Here is a 19,732-nt window from a genome sequence, read left to right on the forward strand (position 1 = left end):
CCGAGGGGCATTACGGAGAAAAATATGAGCGATACCAACTTTCTGATCATCGACGACGACGAAGTCTTTTCCGGCATTCTCGCCCGCGGCCTCACGCGGCGTGGTTTCACGCCGCATCAGGCCCACGACGCCGACGAAGCGCTGAAGCTCGCCAACCAGCACAAGTTCGGGCAGATCACGGTCGATCTCCATCTGGGCAGCGATTCCGGGCTGCGGCTCGTCGCGCCGCTGCGCGATCTGCAGCCGGATGCGCGCATTCTCGTGCTGACCGGCTACGCGAGCATCGCGACGGCCGTGCAGGCGGTGAAGGACGGCGCGGACAACTATCTCGCCAAGCCGGCGAACGTCGAGTCCATTCTTTCCGCGCTCCACGAGCAGGCGAGCGAGCAGACGGCCGAGGAAGCGATCGAGAATCCGACGCTGCTTTCCGTCGCGCGGCTCGAATGGGAGCATATCCAGCGCGCCCTCGCCGAGAACAACGGCAATATCTCGGCGACGGCACGCGCGCTCAACATGCATCGACGCACGCTGCAACGCAAGCTGGCGAAGAAGCCGGTGCGGCAATAAGCGAGACGACGCCCGGGCAAAACTCGGGCGGCAATTGAATATCGGCCGGAAATGGCGATGCGCGATGCGTTCAGACACGCATCGCGATAAAAGCGACCGCGCAAAAAAAGAACCGCCCAAGCCGGGTGCCAAGGGCGGTAATCGGAGAGTTGCAACGACATGCATGTACATGGAACACGCATGCAGAAAGTGTACGTTGCGGCGCTGTACCCTTGAATAAGATAACTCCGAATTAAGAATTCGCTTAATTTGTCTGCTTTTACGCAGCAAATAGCGAATTTCTTTCAATCGCCCTTCTTCGGGTCTTCGTCGATGTTTCCGGCGCTCATTCTCAGGCCGTTATCCCCTTCATGCGCGCTCAAGAAAATCGAAACGAGCGCCGTAAAGCCACTCTGTGCGCAAACCGGGATTTGCGCCGCGCCGTCCGCGGGCGTCGTCCGCGGGGCGTGAAAGAGGAGACATCGATGAAATGGTTTGACCGCCTGTCCGTGCTCAGCAAGCTCTTGCTGTCTTTCGCGGTCGTGATCCTGTTCTGCGCGTGCGTGGGCGTCACCGGCGTGGTTTCGCTCGCAAAGATGAACGGCCTGATCGAGGAAATCGGCGAGCGTCACATGGACGGCCTCTATTGGGTCGAGGAAGTCAACAAGCACAAGCTCAACACGGATCTCGCCGCCGCCAACCTCACGTTCGCCGACGATGCCGGCAAGGCAAAGCTGAAGGAAGGCATGTCGGCTTCGCTCGACAGCATGCACCGCGCGTTCGAACTCATGCGCCCGACGATGCACTCCGCCGACGGCATCGCGCTCTACGACGCGGCGAGCAAGTCCGTCGCCGCGTGGGAAGACATCGTCCTGATGCAGATGGGCAAAAAGCCGATGCCGATCGACGTCGACCAGATGGGCCTCATCGCGCGCGCGATCGCGGCGAGCGAAAAGGCGCGCGCTTCGCTGGAGCGTCTCGCCGACTTCAAGCGCAAGCGCGCGACCGACGCGCGCCGCGACGCGGCATCGGAATACGCAACGATGCGCGTCGTCATGCTCGCGCTCGTGTTCGGCGCGATGGTCGCGGGCGCGCTGCTCGCGGTGCTGATCGGACGGCGTCTTTCCGCGCAGCTCGGCGGCGAGCCGGCATACGCGGCGGATATCGCCGACCGCATCGCGCGCGGCGACCTGACCACGCGCGTCGCCACGCGCCCCGGCGACGACACCAGCATGCTCGCGAGCCTCGGCAACATGAGCACGAAGCTCGCGGATATCGTCGGCGGGATTCGCCATTCGAGCGATTCGATCCTGTACGCATCGCGCGAGATCGCGCAGGGCAACACCGATCTGTCGCAGCGCACCGAGGAGCAGGCGGCTTCGCTGGAGGAAACCGCGTCGAGCATGGAACAGCTCACGCAGACCGTGCGCCAGAACGCGAGCAACGCGGACGCGGCGAGCGGCATCGCGCGCGGCGCGTCGGACGTGTCCGCGCGGGGCAGCGAGCTCGTCGGCGAGGTCGTCGATAACATGCGCGAACTGGCGTCGGGCTCCAAGCGGATGACGGACATCATCGCGGTGATCGAGGGCATCGCCTTCCAGACGAATATCCTCGCGCTGAACGCCGCGGTGGAAGCGGCGCGCGCCGGCGAGGAAGGGCGCGGCTTCGCGGTGGTCGCGGGCGAAGTGCGCTCGCTCGCGCAGCGCAGCGCGACGTCGGCGAAGGAAATCAAGGAGCTGATCGAGGCGTCGACGGCGCGCGTGGACAGCGGCGCGGCGCTGGCCGAGCGCGCCGGCGCGACGATGGCCGAAGTCACGCAGGCCGTGCAGCGCGTGACGGACATCATGGCGCAGATTTCGTCGGCCTCGCACGAGCAGAGCGCGGGCATCGAGCAGGTGAACCGCGCCGTCGCGCAGATGGATCAGGTGACGCAGCAGAACGCGGCGCTCGTCGAGCAGGCCGCCGCCGCCGCGGGCGCGATGGCCGATCAGGCGGAGCAACTGAAGAGCGCGGTCGCGGTTTTCGAACTGGAGCGCGGCGCCTGACCCGCGAAACGAGCGCGGCACGTCGCGGGCAAGCGACGGCCAAACGGTCGTAATATCGGCTCGCTTGCCACCCGAGAGCCCGCTCCGTACACTCGCGCCTGTTTTTCAAGACCAAGCGCGCCGCACGGACGGCGCCTCACCGCCGAGAAGGAGCCCCGCCGATGTCCGATTCATATTTCCCGCGCTGGCCGCTCCAGCCGGATGCTCAGGAGGGGCGCATCGTCGCGCCCGACGAGCGCCTCGCCTGGCCGCAGATGATCGCGATGGGCATTCAGCACGTCGTCGCGATGTTCGGCTCGACCGTGCTCGCGCCGCTCCTGATGGGCTTCGATCCCAATCTGTGCATCTTCATGTCGGGCATCGGCACGCTGCTGTTCTTCGTGCTGGTCGGCGGTCGCGTGCCGAGTTATCTAGGTTCGAGCTTCGCGTTCATCGGGCTGGTGATCGCGGTGACGGGCTACGGCGGTCACGGCCCGAACATGAACATTCCGGTCGCGCTCGGCGGGATCATCGCGTGCGGCGTGGCTTACACGATCATCGGTCTGATCGTCGCGGCGATCGGCACGAAGTGGATCGAAACGCTGATGCCGCCGGTCGTCACGGGCGCGATCGTCTGCGTGATCGGGCTGAATCTCGCGCCGATCGCCGTGAAAGGCGTGATGGGCAGCAGCTTCGAATCGTGGATGGCGCTCGTCACCGTGCTGTGCGTGGGCGGCGTCGCGGTGTTCGCGCGCGGCATGGCGCAGCGCCTGCTGATCCTGATCGGCCTGGCGATCGCATACCTCATCTATGCCGTGCTGACCAACGGCATGAGCATGGGCAAGCCGATCGACTTTTCGATCGTCGCGAACGCCGCGTGGTTCGGCATGCCGCACTTCACGGCGCCCGTGTTCGAAGCCCCGGCGATGACGCTGATCGCGCCGGTTGCGATCATCCTCGTCGCGGAGAATCTCGGGCACATCAAGGCTGTCGGCGCGATGACGGGCAAGAGCCTCGACAAGTACATCGGTCGCGCGTTCATCGGCGACGGGCTGGCGACGATCGCCTCCGGTTTCGCCGGCGGCACCGGCGTGACGACTTACGCGGAGAATATCGGCGTGATGGCCGTCACGAAGATTTATTCGACGCTCGTGTTCGTGATTGCGGCGCTGTTCGCCATCGTGCTCGGGTTCTCGCCGAAGTTCGGCGCGCTGATTGCGACGATTCCGGGACCGGTTCTGGGCGGCGTGTCCATTGTCGTGTTCGGGTTGATCGCGGTGACCGGCGCGCGCATCTGGGTCGTCAACAAGGTCAATTTCTCGGATAACCGCAATCTGATCGTCGCGGCTGTCACGCTCGTGCTCGGCACGGGGGACTTCACGCTGAAGCTCGGCGGGTTCGCGCTTGGCGGCATCGGGACGGCGACCTTCGGTGCGATTATTTTCTATGCGCTGTTGCGGCGGCGCGGCTCGGGCGTGGTTTGATTGCTTTTTCCCTGGGTTAGTCGGGTGGAGCTGCTCGCTTAAGGCGAAAGCACAAGCGAACCGCCCATCCACCTCACCCCGCAGTCCCCCGCTTGCGGTTGACGATCGCCGTCTCCGACAAATCGACCTCCCGCATCAGCTTGTTCAGCGTTTCATCGTTGATGTGCTGCAGCGACCGCAGCCGCAACAACTCCGCCCGCTCGGCCCTCAGCGCCGCCATCTTCAGCCGCGTCTCCACCTGCTCGCTCTTCCTCGCCGCCACGCGCGGCGCTTCTTCATCGCCGAGCGATTCCAGCCGCCTGCGATACATGCTCATGACGCGGGCGGTCGAATCGGCGCAGCGCGCGGACGCGGTTTCGTCCATCTGCTCGATGAGCTCGTCGTGCGTGTCGTCGATCGCGCGGATCGCCGCCTGCGCCGCGCGGCGGCGCGCCATGCGTTCCTCCACCGCGTGCGGATTCTTCTCGCGCTCGATGCCGCGCAGCATCAGCGGCAAGCCCACGACAGCGATGAGCAGCGACACCAGAATCACCGCCGATGCGATGAAGATCGCCAGATCGCGCCCCTCGAGCGTGACCGGCAGCGACAGCACGCCCGCGAGCGTCACGGCGCCGCGCACGCCGCCGATCGTCGTTAGCGCGAGCGTGCGAAAACCGGGCGCGGCGCTGTCGATGCCACGCTTCGCCGTCTTGCGCGCCGCGACCCAACGCAGCGAATACACCCAGACGAAGCGCAGCGAGTAAAGCGCGACCAGCGTCGCGAGCACATAGCCGATCAGCAGGCCCACTTGCGCGTCGCTATCGTGATGCGCCTCGATCAGCGCCTGCCCGAGAATGTGCGGAAACTGCAGCCCGAGCAGGATGAACACCATGCCGTTGAACACGAATTCGATCATCGTCCAGGTGCTCGTCATGCGCACGCGCACCGCGCTCGGAATGCCTTCGCGCAGGCTCTGGATGTTCATGACCATGCCGGCCGACACCGCCGCCAGAATGCCCGAGCAGCCCACATGCTCGGCCATGACGTACGACGCGAATGGAATCAGGATCGTAAGGATCACGCCCGCGGCCGGGTCGTCGTCCTCGGAGAATTTCAGCAGACGCGACGGAATCTCGGTGAGCGCCCAGCTGATCGCCGCGCCGATCACGATCCCGCCCGCCGCGATGATGAAAAAGCTGATCGTCGCGTCACGCAGCGAAAACACGCCCGTCAGCGCGGCCGCGATCGCGAACTTCAGCGCGACGAGGCCCGACGCGTCGTTCATCAGCGCCTCGCCTTCGAGGATATGCATGAGGTTCGCCGGAATGCGGTTGCGTCCGGCGATGCCCGTCAGCGCGACGGCATCGGTCGGCGAGAGCACGGCGGCGAGCGCGAACGCGACGGGCAGCGGCATCGTCGGAATCATCGCGTGCAGGAAGTAGCCGAGCGCGCCCACGGTGATGAACACGAGTCCGAGCGCGAGCATCAGGATCGCGCGCCGCTGCATGTAGAGCTCGCGCTTCGGAATGCGCCAGCCGTCCGCGAACAGCAGCGGCGGAATGAAGAGCAGCATGAAGAGATCGGGATCGAACGTGACGTGCAGCGCGAAGCCCGGCCACGCAAGGCACGCGCCGATCGCGATCTGGATGAGCGGCAGCGGCAGCTTGACCGGAAGCAGGCTCAGGCCGAACCCCGATAGGGCCACGACCAGCAGAAGAATGAGGACGGTAAAAACGATTTCCATGTGTGCGCTACTGCACGACGCGTGCGAGCGGCCGGCGCACGCGGCGTCTAGCATTGACTTGATGAGCCGAAAGTTTAGCCCTTGCACGCGCTGCGGGCAGCGGCGGCGGCTTTTCGGTTTTCGCACCGTGAAGGTGCGCGTGCACGTCGAACCGCCTGCTGGCGGTGCACGAAGCTGGCAAACGATCGACGAATCGCGCCGCGCCGTGCGCATGGAGCTTGCTTTAACGAAAGCCACGGGACACACAGACTCCCGACGAGATCATCGAGGGCGGTTCTTATGAAAACGGTATGGGACGGATCCGGCGCGGGTCCGCTGGCACGGATGACGCAAGGCAGGCGCAGGTCGATCGCGCATCGCCGGAACATGGAGGCGAGGGTATCGGCATGGTGATCGCAAACCCCGAGAAAGCGACGGTTTCCGCGCGCAGCTTCGAGCTCGGCGTGACTTCGGGCTTCGACCGCTATTCGGTCGAGCACGGCGAGTTGACGTTATCGAGCGTCTTTCAGCCGGTGTTCAGCCTGTCGCACATGCGCGCGGTCGGGTACGAGGGCTTGTTGCGCGCGCACGATGCGCTCGACCGGCCGGTGTCGCCGCTCGACGTGTTCGGGCAGGCATCGCGCGTCGGCGAAGCATTGCTCATCGACCGGCTCGCGCAGGCGCTGCATCTCGAGAACTTCAAGATGCTCGGCGCACAGACCGAATGGCTCTTTCTCAACGTGCATCCCGGCGCGCTGACCGAGCCGTATCACGCGGCGGCGCTGCTCGCGAATCTCAAGCGCCTCAATATCGAACCGCGCCGCGTCGTGCTCGAAGTGCTCGAGCACAGTGCGGAGGATATCGAGCGGCTCGCGCTCGCGGTGCAGCAGTTCCGCGATCACGGCTTTCTCATCGCGCTCGACGACTTCGGCGCGGGGCACACCAACATCGAGCGAATCTGGCAGCTCGATCCGGACATCGTCAAGCTCGATCGCGTGATGCTCTCGCACGCCGGCCACAACGTGCATGCGCCGCTATCGGCGCGCTCGCTCAAGCAGCGGCGGAACATGGAGGCGGTTTTGTCGGGCATCGTGTCGCTGCTGCATGAAGCCGGCAAGCTCGTGCTGATCGAAGGCGTCGAGACCGAGCACGAAGCGCAACTCGCGCTCGCGAGCGGCGCGGACTTCGTGCAGGGGTTCTTCTTCGCGCGGCCGCATCCCGGGCTCGCGGACAGCGCGCATGCGCAGACGGTCATCGGTGAGCTGACCGAGCGCTACCGCTTGCAGACCGAAGCGCGCGAGCGGCGCGTCGCGACGCGGCTTCAGCCGTATATCCGCGCGTTCGAGCGCGCCGCCGAGCGGCTCGCGGCGGGCGAGCCGCTCGAAGAAGTGTGCTGGAACTTCCTCGCGCTCGACAACGCCGCGCGCTGCTTCCTGCTCGACCAGAACGGCCGGCAGGCGGGCCGCAACGTCGTGCTGCGCGCGGACCGCGCCGCGCACGAGGCGCGCTTCCTGCCGCTCAGCGACGCGCAGGGCGCGAACTGGTTGCGCCGCCCGTACTTCCGGGCGGCGCTCGGCGATCCCGAGCGCGTGCATGTGACCAAGCCGTATCTGTCGATCAACGAGGCGATGCCGTGCGTCACGCTGTCGGTGGAGACGCGCTCGCAAGGCAAGCGCTGCGTGTTGTGCGGCGACATCGACTGGTTGCCCGACGACGACGTCGAATGATCCTTCGTCTTACTTCGCGACCACGACCGGAATGCCTTTGAGCGATGCCACGCCTTTCATCGTGTCGATGGCGGCGCGCACGGCATCGCCCGTCGCCGCTTCGATGCCGATGCGCGCCGCGATGCCGCGTTCGCCGCGCTTGACCGTCGCGACGTTCGCGAGCTTCACGTGACCGTAGCCGCGCACGCGCTCGAAAAGGGCGGCGAGCGCTTCGATGTCGCCCGCGCTGGCGGCGTCGAGTTTGTCAAGGGCGCGCGTCATCGTGATTTCGAAGTCGTCGGCGAGCTGGCGTTCCATGCGGCGTTCGAGCGTCCTGCCGAAGACATCGAATGCCGTGCCGCGCAGCGCGCGCATTTTCGCGAGTCCGCCGAACACGGGCCACATCCATTGGCCGAACACTTTCTTCTTCGGCGCACCATGCGTTAGCGCCGGCGGCGCGAGATTGAACTTCACGGTATAGCTCTCACCCGCCGTGCCTTCGAATTGCGCGCCGAGCGCGGCGCGGAACGCCGGGTCCGCATGCAGGCGCGCGACCTCGTACTCGTCCTTCACCGCGAGCAGCTTGTAGAACGAGATCGCGATGGCGCGCGCGATGGCTTCATTGCCCGCCGCCTTGTTCACCAGATTGCGATAACGCTCGACATACTTCGAACCGCCGTAAGCCAGCAGACGTTCCTCGCGATCGCGGATCAGCTCGGGCAACGACATTTGATCCATCACGACGCGCCTGGCCAGCACTTGCGCGGTCAGCGCTTCGAGCGCGGCCATGTCCGCCGCCGCGAGACGGCCGATCGAGAACGCCAGCTTGTTCGCCGCGACCGCGACATTGTTCAGCTCGATCGCGCGCATCAGCGCCACGAGCGACAGCGGCACGAGCCCGAGCTGCCACGCGAAGCCGAGCATCAGAATGTTCGCGCCGATCGTATCGCCGAGAAAACGTTGCGCGAGCGCCTGCGCATCGCAGCTGCGCATCGCGTCGTGCGCGCCGGGACCCGCGGCGTGACGCATCTTGTCGAGCAGCGCATCCGCGTGAAGATTCGCTTCGGGGTTCTGCACGAAGGTCGCGTTGGGAATCGCGTGCGTGTTCACGACGATTTTCGTGCGATCGTGCCGCACCGTCTGCAATGCTTCCGGGCTCGCGCCGACGACCATGTCGCAGGCGAGCAGCAAGTCCGCCTGCTGCGTGTCGATGCGAACCTGGTTCAGCAGCGCGTCCGTCGCGGCGAAGCGCACGAACGAGAGCACCGAGCCGCCTTTTTGCGCGAAGCCCATGAAATCGAGCACCGACGCGCTCTTGCCTTCCAGATGCGCCGCCATGCTGATGAGCGCGCCCACCGTCACCACGCCCGTGCCGCCGACGCCCGTCACGAGAATGTCGTAGGGCGCGCGGTCGAGATGGGCGGGCGGTTGCGGCAGCGCATCGACGCGGCGCGCGAGTTCGGCCGGGTCGAACGCGTGGCCTTCGGCCTTCTTCAACTTCGCGCCCTCGACGGTGACGAAGCTCGGGCAGAAGCCGTTCACGCACGAATAGTCCTTGTTGCACGACGACTGATCGATGCGGCGCTTGCGTCCCAGCTCCGTTTCGACCGGCTCGACGGACAGGCAATTCGACTGCACGCCGCAATCGCCGCAGCCTTCGCACACGGCTTCGTTGATGAAGAGGCGCTTGTCCGGATCGGGAAACTCGCCCTTCTTGCGGCGGCGGCGCTTTTCGGCGGCGCAGGTTTGATCGTAGATGAGCACGGTGACGCCCGGCGTGTCGCGCAGGCGGCGCTGCACGTCGTCCAGTTCGCCACGGTGATGGAACGTCGTGCCGCGCGGAAACTGATCTTCGTGACCTTGGTATTTCTCCGGCTCGTCGCTCACGACGACCAGCAGCGCGATGCCTTCCGCTTCCACTTGCCGCGCGATCTGCGGCACCGAAATGCTGCCGTCGACCGGCTGGCCGCCCGTCATCGCGACGGCGTCGTTATAAAGAATCTTGTACGTGATGTTCGTCTTCGCGGCCACGGCCTGGCGAATCGCGAGGATGCCCGAATGGAAATAGGTGCCGTCGCCGAGGTTCTGGAAGACGTGCGGCGTTTTCGTGAACATCGAATGCGACGCCCAGTCGACGCCTTCGCCGCCCATCTGGATCAGACCGGTGGTGTCGCGCTCCATCCACGAGGCCATGAAGTGACAGCCGATGCCCGCCTGCGCGACCGATCCTTCCGGCACTTTCGTCGACGTGTTGTGCGGGCAGCCCGAGCAGAAGTACGGCGTGCGCTTGACGGAATCGGCGACGTTCGAAAGGATCTGCGGCGCGACGAGATCGACGACCTTGTCGCGGCGATCGAGCGCGGGCTTGTGACGCGCGAGCCATTCGGCAAACACCGGCAGGACGCGCGACGGGCGCAATTCGCCGAGCGCGGAAAGAAGTTGCGCGCCGTCGCGCGCGTTCTTGCCGATCACGATCGGCCGGGCGCCTTCGGCACGGTTGTACAGATGATCCTTGATCTGCTGCTCGATGACCGGCCCTTTCTCCTCGATCACGAGCACTTCGCTCAAACCTTCGACGAACGTCTCCAGCCGCGTCGTTTCGAGCGGGTACGACAGCCCGACCTTGTAGATGCGCACGCCGGCGGCGTCGAGATCGTCGATGGTCAGGTCGAGGCGGCGCAGCGCTTCCATCAGATCGAGATGCGCCTTGCCGCATGTCACGATGCCGACGTTTGCGCGCGGGCTCGGCGCGATCCACTTGTCGATGCTGTTCGCTCGCGCGAAGTGGCGCACGGCGTCGATCTTGGCGGACAAGCGCGCTTCGATCGTCAGGCTCGGCAGATCGGGCCAGCGGTTGTGCAGGCCGCCCGGCGGCGGCGTGAAATCGTCGGGCGTTTTCCAGTCGGTGCGGATCGCGTCGAGATCGACGGTCGAGCCGGATTCGACCGTCTCCGAAATTGCCTTGAAGCCGATCCACGCGCCCGAGAACCGCGACAACGCCCAGCCGTAGAGGCCGAATTCCAGCATGTCCGCGACGTTCGACGGATTCACCACCGGCATGTGCCACGAGATCATCGTCTGGTCGCTCTGATGCGGCATCGACGACGACACGCAGCCGTGGTCATCGCCCGCCACGACCAGCACGCCACCGTGCGGCGACGAGCCGTACGCGTTGCCGTGCTTGAGCGCGTCGCCCGCGCGATCGACGCCCGGGCCTTTGCCGTACCACATCGCGAACACGCCATCCACCGTGCGTTCCGCGTCCGATTCCACGCGCTGCGTGCCGAGCACGGCGGTGCCGCCGAGTTCCTCATTGATCGCCGGAAGAAAGCGCACGTCGTGCGACGCGAGCAGTTTCTTCGCCTTCCACAACTGCTGATCGACCATGCCGAGCGGCGAGCCGCGATAGCCGCTGACGAAACCGGCGGTGTTCAGATTCGCGGCGCGATCGAGTTCGCGCTGCATCAGGACGAGGCGCACGAGCGCCTGCGTGCCGGTGAGGAAAATTCGGCCCTTGGTGGCGCTCAGGTTGTCGCTGAGTTGATAGTCCGACAGTGCGGGAGGAACAAATGCATCGGCTGGGACACGCGCGTTCATGAAATCTCCGGAGGCTTTTTTTGAGATGCGGGGCAATGCGACATTCTTTGCCGACAAATGCGAAATGTTTTTGCGCACTCGCCCCGATTCCGCGCGCATGGAGAGACATCGACCTTATTTTTGAGATGAGCGGGAGGAATTTTCCCGATCCGGCGCGCGTAGGCGTAAACCCGATGCCGTCGGGCGCGCGATTCGCCTGGATTTGGGACTACCCTGAACGCATCGACAGACGACGAAAAAGACGCCGATGAAGCTCTTCTACTGGCCGAAAACGCGCGCCTTCCGCGCGCTGTGGATGCTCGAAGAAATGCGCGTGCCGTATCAGCTCGAGTTCGTGAACATCCGCGCGGGTGCGCAGCACGACCCGAACTTCTGCCGCGTCAATCCGATGTCGAAGCTGCCCGCGCTGGAAGACGGCAGCGTGCGCGTGGCCGAATCGGGCGCGGTGCTGCTTTATCTTGCGGATCGGTATCCCGAAACCGCGCTCGGCGTGCCGTTGCACGATCCTTCGCGCGGCCGTTTTCTGCAATGGATGTTCTTCACCGGCTCGTGTCTCGAACCCGCGATGGCCGAGCGCGTAACCGGCGCGCAGAGCAACAGTGTGAGTTTCGGCTGGGGCGATCTTGGGCGCGTCGAGCACGCGATCGAGAACGCGCTGGAAGAAGGGCCGTGGCTCCTGGGCGACCAGTTCACCGCCGCCGATATCCTTGCGGCGAGCACGCTGCAGATCGGATTCATCGCGAAGCTGATCGAGCCGCAAGGTGTGCTTTTCGATTACGTCGAGCGTTCGCTCGCGCGCGAAGGCTACGAACGCGCATCAGCGATCGACCGGCGCGAGGCCGGGCGGCTCGCGCTGAATGCGCACGTGGGTCTCGCGCAGCCGCCGGACGAGAATTAGGGAAATGCGCGTGGCTTCGGAATGCCCGCGCCGGCTTCGATATCCGACACCGCGCGCTGATGCGCAAGCTCGATGGCTTCGGCCTTGTCGGCTAGACCGTCATCGCCGCCGACGGTCGTCCACGGCTGAACGGCCTTGTCGTGATGACGGATCTCGTATTCCGCGTCCCAGCGCGAGCCCTGCAACTCGACCGCCCTGACGTGAATGGCGTAGACGCCGTATAGGAAGATCTGCTCCGGCATATGTCCTCCGATGCAGCCCGGGAGGCGCCGCGAAGCCGAGCGCCCCGCGCCGCCCTGGCCGCCTGGCTACAGCTCGATTTCCCCAAGGATGCGGTGCGCGAGCGCGCGCGCTTCGTCGAGCGCTTCTTCTTCGTTACCCGATACGGCTTCCACTTCGTAGAGCGTCGCATCGTTATCCTCGCCGTCGTCGCGGGCGAGCGAGACGAGGCCCTGGAACTTGCCGCCGTCGATGGCGCGCACGCCGATCGTCGCGGTATAGATGCCTTTCGTGTAGGTGGTGTCTTCCATGATGGATTCGCCTCCAGGCAAGGACGAACCCATGCTAGCACGCTGATATGTAACGCGTGCGACGCGCTTTCAGATCATTTCAACAGGTCTTCGACCTCTTCCAGCGAAGGCGAGTGCGCGCCCGAATGACGGCACGCCGCCGCGCCCGCTGCGAGCGCGAACTTCAGATGATCGGGCCAGTCGCCGTGGCGCGCCATGAGGCTGTAGAGCAATCCGCCGATGGACGCATCGCCCGCGCCGACCGTGTCCGCCACTTCGACGCTCGGCGGACGCGCGCTGTATTGCTGATCGCCGGCATAGAGCGTCGCTTGGCCCGAGCCGCGCGTGACGAGCACGGTGGCTTGCGGATTCATCGAGCGGATTTTCGCGAGCGCGTCCGCTTCGGGCATGCCTTTGAAGAGCATGTGCAAATCCTCGTCCGACACCTTGATGAGATCGGCGAGGCTTGCCATGTTGCGCAGGATCGGCTCGTAGCCGTGCTCCATCAGATTGCGATAGTTCGGGTCGAAGCTGATCTTCACGCCGTGGTCGCGCAATTGCCGCGCGAGCGCGGCGAGCGTCGCGCCGAGCGGCTGGCGCACGAGGCTGATGCAGCCGAAATGCGCCCACTTCACGCGCTCCATCCATCCTTGCGGCAGCCGCGACGGGTCGAACGCCAGATCCGCGCCGTTCTCGCCCATGAAGTAGTAGGTCGGCGGCTGCGTCTTGTGGACGATCGCGAGCAGCGGCGGACGCTCGACGCGCTGCATGAAGCGCATGTCGAGCCCCGATGAGACGCTCGCTTCCCACAGGTCGTCGGAGAAATTGTCGGTGCCGAGCGAGCCCGCGCAGGCCGTCGGCAGCCCGAGCCGCGCGACCGCACGCGCGACGTTCCAGCCCGCGCCGCCGGGACGCGAAAGCCAGCTCGACACGTCGGTGCGGATCATGTCGGTGAGGATGTCGCCCGCCGAGACGAATTGGGGGAAGGTGGTTTGCTCGCTAGCCATGCTTGTCACCGTTGAGTCGAGGTCGGGCCGAGCGCGTTCAGCACTTCGTAACACGCGCCCATGGTGTGATAGTCGGTCTTGCCGGCGGGACTTTTCTCGTCGCCGTACTTGCGGTTGTCGCACGTGAGAATGCGATACCACGCGCCGTATTCGTGATCGACGAAATGCGCCCAACTGTAGCGCCACAGTTCGTCGTAGCAGTCCCAGAAACGCTCGCGGCCCGTGCGCGCGCCGAGCAGCGCCGCCGCCGCGAAGCTTTCCGCCTGCACCCAGAAGTACTTGTCGTGGTCGCAGATGGTGTCGTCCGGGCCGAAGCCGTAGTAGAGGCCGCCGTGACGGCTGTCCCACGCGCGGTTGAATCCGCCATCGAACAGCTCGATGGCGCGCGGTGCGAGCCACGGCAGCGCGCGATGCCGCTCGAGAATCAGCAACAGCTTGGCCCACTCGGTCTGATGACCCGGCTGGAAGCCCCACGGACGGAAGATGTTCGAGCTGTCCGATTCGTTGTAGTGCCAATCCACGGACCAGTCGCGGTGAAAGTGCTCCCACACGAGCCCATGCGACAGTCGCGCCTGCCGCAGCGTGATATTGCCCGCGATCTTTTCCGCGCGATCCAGATAGATGACGTGGCCCGTTGCCTCGTATGCCGCGAGCAGCGCCTCGGTTGCGTGCATGTTCGCGTTCTGCCCGCGATAGTCCGAAAGCTGCCAGTCAGGCGTGGCTTCGTCGGCGTAGAGGCCGGCGTCGGCGTCCCAGAAACGCTGCTCCATGAGCGCGAAGGTTTCGTCGATCATCGGCTTTGCTTCGTCGATGCCCGCCATCGCGGCGTGCGCGCAGGCGAGCAGCACGAACGCCATGCCGTAGCAATGACGCGTGCCGTCGAGCGTGCGTTTGTGCCCGTCGCGCCACTCGATTTCCCAGTCGTAGCCTTCGTTGACGGCGTCCCAGTGGGCGTCGCGCAGGAATGTGAAAGCGTGACGCGCGTCGTCTTGAAAACGCGCGTCGCCGAAATGGCGGTACGCCATCGCGTAGTTGAAGACGAAGCGCGTGCTGCTGACGAGATGGCGCGTCGTGCGATCGTAGACGCTGCCGTCGTCCTTGAAGAAATGAAAGAAGCCGCCGGACGGGTCGCGTGCGTTCGGCGCATAGAACGCGAGCGTGTCGCGCACGTGGGAGAGCAGGAAGTCGCGGCTGCGGAAGTCGATCGCGCGTTCGGCTGGCGCGCTTTCCGCGATGGCAGGTGAGGCAGTCATGTTCATGGCGTGCTGATGTCCTGTTTCATGCCCGAACTCGCGCGAGGAACGAAATTGACGGCGACGAGCGTGTCGGCCTGGCTCGGCGGGCTCGATTGATCTTCCAGCAGCAACTCGACGCCGCGGCGCCCGAGCGCTTCCTTGTCGACGGTCACGGTCGAGAGCGGCGGCGTGCTTTGCGCGGCGGCCGGAATGTCGTCGAAACCGACAAACGCGACGTCATCCGGCACGCGCAACCCGTGCGCGAGGCAGACGCGCATCGCGGCGAGGGCCGCTGCATCGTTATAGGCGAAAACCGCGTCGGGGAGGGGACTGGATTGCGCGCGGGCGTCGGCGATCAGGCGCTCCATCGCGTCGGCGGCGGCGAGGTCGGCGGGCAGGCCCGGCTGTGTCACGATTTCGAGCGTCGGATCGAAAAGCTGGCCGGCGTCGAAATATGCCTTGCGATAGCCGAGCGCGCGCTGCGCGATGCTGTAATGCGCAAGCGATCCGCCGATGAACACGATGCGCCGCCGACCTTGCGCGAACAGATGCTGCATCGCGAGCGATGCGCCTTTCACGTTGTCGATGTTGACGGAACGAAAGCCCGGCGCGCGCAGGTCGATGAGCACGGTAGGCCGCGCGAGCGAATGCAGATGCGCGAGCAGTTCCGGCTCGACGAAGCCCGCCACCGCGATGGCGTCGGGCGCATGCAGGCGCATCTGCTGCGCCAGGTCATGCGTCGGACCGGCGGTCAGCACGGACGGCACGAGCCGCCGCTCGCGACACGCTTCCTCGAAGCCGTTCAGGACGTGCGAGAAAAAAGGGCTGACGGCGAAATTGTTGTGCTGCCGATGCAGCAGGAACGTCACGCGACGAATGCGCGTGCGCAACTGTGCCGAGTCATAGCCGAGTTGCTGCGCTACTTCGACGACGCGCACGCGCGTCGCTTCGGATAAACCCGGTTGATTCTTGAGCGCGCGCGACACTGTCCCGATCGAGACGCTTGCCGCACGCGCGACATCGCGAATGGTGGTGGCCATCGTGGTGTTCTCTGTCTCCGCCTGTTTGCGGCTGGTGTTCGGTCGGCGCTATGGTTACCGCTTCTGGCCGATGCGCGTGTTTCACGGCGATTGTATAGTAAAAAAGCCGGGAAAATCGCGCAAACGAGATAGGAGAAAACCAGTAGACCCTTGTTGTATATGACTTTCCTCGCGGTTTGTTTGTTTAGTAAAAACCAGAAAACACTACGCCGACGCTTCCCGGTCGTGAACTGAGCGCTTGTCAGGCGTCCAGACGTCGAGAACCAGATCGTCGTCCCAATAGTGGCTCAGCAGCGGAAGACTCATACGGCCGCGCAACTTCGCGTGCACTTCATCGCCGTTCTGCGCCCAGCCTTCGATCGGCCGGCGCCAGTGACATGCGACCACGGCGCCATCTCGCGACAGCGTCTGGTGTATGTGCTCGACGATATGCCATAGCTGCGGCTCGTCAAGGTAATAACCGATCTCGCTGATCACGACGAGATCGAGCGGGCCGCTCGGCCAGGCATCGGGCAAAAGCATCTGCTGGACTGTTACGTTGTGACACTGCGCGACGCGTTCCCGCGTGAGCGCGACGGCATCCTCGGCGATGTCCGTTGCGATCAGCTCGTCGCAGCGCGGCGCGAGCAGTGCGGTCAGCTCGCCGTTGCCGCAGCCGGGCTCGAATGCGCGGGCGTACCGCTCATGGGGAAGCGAGGCGAGCATGAGTGCCCGTTTACGCCGCTCATACCAGCGATGCCTGATCTTCCAGGGATCGTCATTCTGTCGATACAGGTTATCGAAGTACTGCTTAGTATTGTCGTTGATGTTGTTCATATGAGTACGACTTCGAAAGGCCGGGTGAGCCGGGCCAGCACATGCTCGGGCAGCACTGGCGCCTGACCGGTTGTGGCATCGGGATCGAGCTGGCTCCGAAAAGCCTGCACGGCCCGAAGCTTCCGGGCATGCGTGGCGCCGTCCAGAACGATGCGGCGAGCACGGCTCCATGGCACGCGCGTATCGTCCGGCGACGCCCAGTGCCAGGTCCAGAGCGGCACTTCCACGCAGGGCAGGTCGAGCGCTTGTGCCGCGGAATGAACGGCGCGCCCGGCTGCCTCGTGGTCGGGGTGACCATCATAGCGCCAAGTGGTGAAAACGATATCGCCGGGTTGAAGAAGTTCGGATAGGGCTCCTGACAAACTGGCTTCTATGCGGGCAGGCGCGCCGTCCTGAAGCCCGAGCCTGACCACCTGAACCTGACGCAGATGCAGCCGCTGGAGCGCGGCTCTCGTTTCCTGCGGACGTACACGCGCAAGGCGTTCCGGCGGCCATTCGGCGGAATCCGGGTGACTTGCGGTGCCGTCCGTGACGGCGACAATGAGTATCTGCCGGCTTATTTCCGAGAGACGAGCGAGCAGTCCGCCGGTGCCGAGCACTTCGTCGTCGGGGTGTGGCGCAACTACGACAGCCCGGCCGCCGAACGGCACCAGTTCGGCGGGCTGGACTTCGGGCAGCGCATTCAGACGCGTCCATCCCTGCCATGTTGCCTCAGGCGTGCCTTCGCCGGATATCGCTCGGTCGGCGGGATTTTCGTCTGTCGGCGCTCGCGGGGTCACAGTTGCCATGAAGTCCATTCCTCTTCTATGACACGCTCGGCGAGCGATGCTTCGTCCCGCTCGGCGTGGCTTTGTCGAATGAATACCGGTAGATCGGCCATGAGTTGCGCGAAGTGCGCGTCGCGGCACAGCGGGGCGGCGCCCAACGCACGGCCGGCGCGTGCCGCGACGCGCGCCGCCGCGGATTCAGCGGCGATGCGTGCGCGCATCGCAGGCGCCATCGCGTCGGCGTGCGGGGCGCGGTCGATGAGGGCGGCCGTCTCGCGCAGCAGCGCGGCGGTGGCGCACAGCGTCGTATCGATGACGCCGAGATGCGCGAGCTTGTGTGGCCCCGCGCGATGCTGCGCGTCGCGCGCCACGAATGAGGCGATGCCGGCCGCCGCGCCGAACCAGCACGCGGCGATTCCTGCGCCGCCGTGCCAGAAGCCGGGACGCTCGACATACGCACGCGGGGAGCCGACGCGAAGCGCGGGCACCCGCTCGAAGCACACGTCAACACTCGCGCTCGCCTGCATGCCTACCGCTTGCCAGCCGGCTCCGGTGATCCGCACGCCGTCGTGTCGCAGGTCGACCGTGGCGAGCACGGGTTCGTCTCTTTCATTCCAGGCCGTCACGAGCGCATGGGTGACCGCCGCCGCCCCGGAACACCAGGACTTCGTGCCCTGCAGGAGCACCGTCTGCGCATCCGGGTCGCCCAGCGCCGATAGCCGCGCGCTCGGCGGCTCGGCCGCCCATACCGCCCACGCGCTGCCCGCGTCCGGTTGCGCCGCCCCCAGTTCAGCGAGGATCGCGAGCGCGTCGGTATGGCCTTCGTACAGCTTGACCAGCGACAGGTCGAACGCGGCGACCGCGCCGAGCGCGCGCCAGCGTTCGAGCGTATTGCCGTGGCCCGGCAAAGGCAGGCGATCCAGACCGGCCCCGATCAACGCACGCAGTGCACGGCCTGCGTCTTCCGCGCTGCCGCGCTGAAATGGCATTTCGTCGAGAAAGGCGCGCAAGGCGGACGCCGTGTGATGTTCGACGTGGTTCATCGTTCCTTCCGCGGTGGATGCATGATGCGTGGTGTGCACATGCTTGTCTCGTATCCGTTTCTGCACGGTGTTAAGCAAGAGTGTGGCAAGGCACATGCCCGGGCGCCATTCAGCCGAAAGGCATAGGCCGAATCGTCGGACACCGGGCAACGCAGATTCGCAACTCGATGCGGAAGGTCAGTCTTTTCGGCCTATGCCATCCGGCCGAATCGACTTCGGCGCGCGGGCGGGCTCAAATGACGCAAAGGCCGCACGAGGCGGCCTATGTGAAAGAAGGAGGAACGATGGTGAGGGGAACGACGCCGCCTGTGGTCGGGCGTGAATCAGCGACGCGCTGGCGCGGCGACGGCCTTGTTCTCGCGCACCGGCTCGGGCGCCGTCTTGCGCGCTCCCCAGCGCTGCGCGAGCACCGCGCACACCATGAGCTGGATCTGATGGAAGAGCATGAGCGGCAGCACCACCGCGCCAACCGCGTGCGACGCGAAAATCACCTTCGCCATCGGAATGCCGGAGGCGAGGCTTTTCTTCGAGCCGCAGAAGATGATCGTGATCTGATCGGCGCGGGAAAAGCCGAGGCGCTTCGCCGTGAACGCCGTGATGAGGAGCGCGGCCGCCAGCAGCAGGATGTTGACGGCGAGCAGGCCCGCGAGCGTCGACAGCGAGATCGAATGCCAGATGCCTTCGTTCACGGCCTCGCTGAACGCCACGTAGACGACGAGCAGGATCGAGCCTTGGTCCACGAACTTGAGCATCGCGCGGTGCCTGTCGATCCATTTGCCGATGGCCGGCCGCAGCAATTGCCCGGCGACGAACGGCACGAGCAGCTGCAGCGTGATGTTGCCGACGGTATGCCACGGTGACCCGGTCGTCGCGCCGTGATTGCTCACGACGAGTCCGACGAGCGCCGGCGTGATGAAAATGCCGAGCAGGCTCGACGCGGATGCACTGCACACAGCCGCCGGCACGTTGCCCTTCGCCATCGAAGTGAAGGCAATCGACGATTGCACCGTGGACGGCAGCGTACAAAGAAAGAGGATGCCCGTGTAGAGCGCGGGCGTGACGAGCGGTGTGAGCACCGGCTTGAGCACGAGGCCGAGCAGCGGAAAGAGCGCGAAGGTGCTGAGCAGCACGACGAGATGCAGCCGCCAGTGCGTCGCGCCCGCAATGATCGCCTCGCGAGAAAGCTTTGCGCCGTGCAGGAAGAACAACAAGCCGATGGCGACATCGGTGATCCAGTTGAACGCGACCGCAGCGCTGCCCCGACAAGGCAGGAAGCTGGCGATGATGACAGTGCCGACGAGCGCCAGCGTGAAATTGTCCGGAAGAAGTTTGGGCCGTGCCATCAGAGATTCTCGTAC

General features: G+C 65.2%; 16 protein-coding genes. 5 read left to right on the plus strand and 11 right to left on the minus strand.

What is annotated here, in order from left to right:
* The first annotated feature begins 24 nt into the window (after window positions 1–24).
* The 3 genes from NCS58_RS01330 (at window position 25) to NCS58_RS01340 (ending at window position 4,054) form a co-directional block, all read left to right on the plus strand.
* Complete coding sequence (locus NCS58_RS01330; RefSeq protein ID WP_061116749.1) at window positions 25–567, plus strand: response regulator transcription factor; 543 nt, start codon at window positions 25–27, stop codon at window positions 565–567.
* Between the two features lie 464 nt (window positions 568–1,031).
* Window positions 1,032–2,591 carry a methyl-accepting chemotaxis protein gene (locus NCS58_RS01335; RefSeq protein ID WP_250537686.1) on the plus strand — a complete coding sequence of 520 codons (1,560 nt, stop codon included), beginning with the start codon at window positions 1,032–1,034 and terminating at the stop codon, window positions 2,589–2,591.
* 161 nt (window positions 2,592–2,752) lie between these two features.
* Complete coding sequence (locus NCS58_RS01340; RefSeq protein ID WP_250476150.1) at window positions 2,753–4,054, plus strand: solute carrier family 23 protein; 1,302 nt, start codon at window positions 2,753–2,755, stop codon at window positions 4,052–4,054.
* A gap of 73 nt (window positions 4,055–4,127) precedes the next feature.
* On the opposite strand, the gene NCS58_RS01345 is transcribed toward NCS58_RS01340, so the two are convergent.
* A complete protein-coding gene (locus NCS58_RS01345) occupies window positions 4,128–5,777 on the minus strand; it encodes a Na+/H+ antiporter (protein ID WP_250537688.1) in 1,650 nt (549 codons plus the stop codon).
* A 386-nt stretch (window positions 5,778–6,163) separates the two neighbouring features.
* On the opposite strand from NCS58_RS01345, the gene NCS58_RS01350 reads away from it, so the two are divergent.
* Complete coding sequence (locus tag NCS58_RS01350) at window positions 6,164–7,483, plus strand: EAL domain-containing protein (protein ID WP_061116932.1); 1,320 nt, start codon at window positions 6,164–6,166, stop codon at window positions 7,481–7,483.
* 9 nt (window positions 7,484–7,492) lie between these two features.
* On the opposite strand, the gene NCS58_RS01355 is transcribed toward NCS58_RS01350, so the two are convergent.
* Entirely contained in the window at window positions 7,493–11,059 is a 3,567-nt protein-coding gene (locus NCS58_RS01355) for an indolepyruvate ferredoxin oxidoreductase family protein (RefSeq protein WP_250537690.1), read from the minus strand.
* Between the two features lie 247 nt (window positions 11,060–11,306).
* On the opposite strand from NCS58_RS01355, the gene NCS58_RS01360 reads away from it, so the two are divergent.
* Window positions 11,307–11,957 carry a glutathione S-transferase family protein gene (locus NCS58_RS01360; protein ID WP_061116752.1) on the plus strand — a complete coding sequence of 217 codons (651 nt, stop codon included), beginning with the start codon at window positions 11,307–11,309 and terminating at the stop codon, window positions 11,955–11,957.
* On the opposite strand, the gene NCS58_RS01365 is transcribed toward NCS58_RS01360, so the two are convergent.
* The 9 genes from NCS58_RS01365 to NCS58_RS01405 all read right to left on the minus strand — a co-directional run bounded on the left by NCS58_RS01365 (window position 11,954) and on the right by NCS58_RS01405 (window position 19,717).
* On the minus strand, window positions 11,954–12,199 hold the full coding sequence (locus NCS58_RS01365; protein ID WP_250537692.1) for a hypothetical protein: 246 nt from the start codon (window positions 12,197–12,199) through the stop codon (window positions 11,954–11,956). The genes NCS58_RS01360 and NCS58_RS01365 overlap by 4 nt on opposite strands.
* 66 nt (window positions 12,200–12,265) lie before the next feature.
* Window positions 12,266–12,487, minus strand: a complete 222-nt coding sequence (locus tag NCS58_RS01370; RefSeq protein WP_061116753.1) for a hypothetical protein — start codon at window positions 12,485–12,487, stop codon at window positions 12,266–12,268.
* Window positions 12,488–12,561: 74 nt separating this feature from the next.
* On the minus strand, window positions 12,562–13,473 hold the full coding sequence (locus NCS58_RS01375; protein ID WP_061116754.1) for a carbohydrate kinase: 912 nt from the start codon (window positions 13,471–13,473) through the stop codon (window positions 12,562–12,564).
* Window positions 13,474–13,478: 5 nt separating this feature from the next.
* A complete protein-coding gene (locus tag NCS58_RS01380) occupies window positions 13,479–14,732 on the minus strand; it encodes an AGE family epimerase/isomerase (protein ID WP_250537693.1) in 1,254 nt (417 codons plus the stop codon).
* On the minus strand, window positions 14,729–15,748 hold the full coding sequence (locus NCS58_RS01385; RefSeq protein ID WP_061116756.1) for a LacI family DNA-binding transcriptional regulator: 1,020 nt from the start codon (window positions 15,746–15,748) through the stop codon (window positions 14,729–14,731). Before NCS58_RS01385 ends, NCS58_RS01380 begins: the two co-directional genes overlap by 4 nt.
* A 204-nt stretch (window positions 15,749–15,952) precedes the next feature.
* Window positions 15,953–16,564 carry an SAM-dependent methyltransferase gene (locus NCS58_RS01390; RefSeq protein ID WP_250476153.1) on the minus strand — a complete coding sequence of 204 codons (612 nt, stop codon included), beginning with the start codon at window positions 16,562–16,564 and terminating at the stop codon, window positions 15,953–15,955.
* Window positions 16,561–17,352: a PIG-L deacetylase family protein gene (locus tag NCS58_RS01395; protein ID WP_250537695.1), complete on the minus strand. Its 792-nt coding sequence runs from the start codon at window positions 17,350–17,352 to the stop codon at window positions 16,561–16,563. The genes NCS58_RS01390 and NCS58_RS01395 overlap by 4 nt, the downstream gene beginning before the upstream one ends.
* Complete coding sequence (locus NCS58_RS01400) at window positions 17,340–18,374, minus strand: acyl-CoA dehydrogenase (protein WP_250537697.1); 1,035 nt, start codon at window positions 18,372–18,374, stop codon at window positions 17,340–17,342. Before NCS58_RS01400 ends, NCS58_RS01395 begins: the two co-directional genes overlap by 13 nt.
* A 323-nt stretch (window positions 18,375–18,697) precedes the next feature.
* Complete coding sequence (locus tag NCS58_RS01405; protein ID WP_250537699.1) at window positions 18,698–19,717, minus strand: bile acid:sodium symporter family protein; 1,020 nt, start codon at window positions 19,715–19,717, stop codon at window positions 18,698–18,700.
* Window positions 19,718–19,732: the final 15 nt, after the last annotated feature.

It is taken from the genome of Caballeronia sp. INML3B (genome assembly GCF_023631305.1).
In the GTDB taxonomy this organism is placed as follows: Bacteria; Pseudomonadota; Gammaproteobacteria; order Burkholderiales; family Burkholderiaceae; genus Caballeronia; species Caballeronia turbans.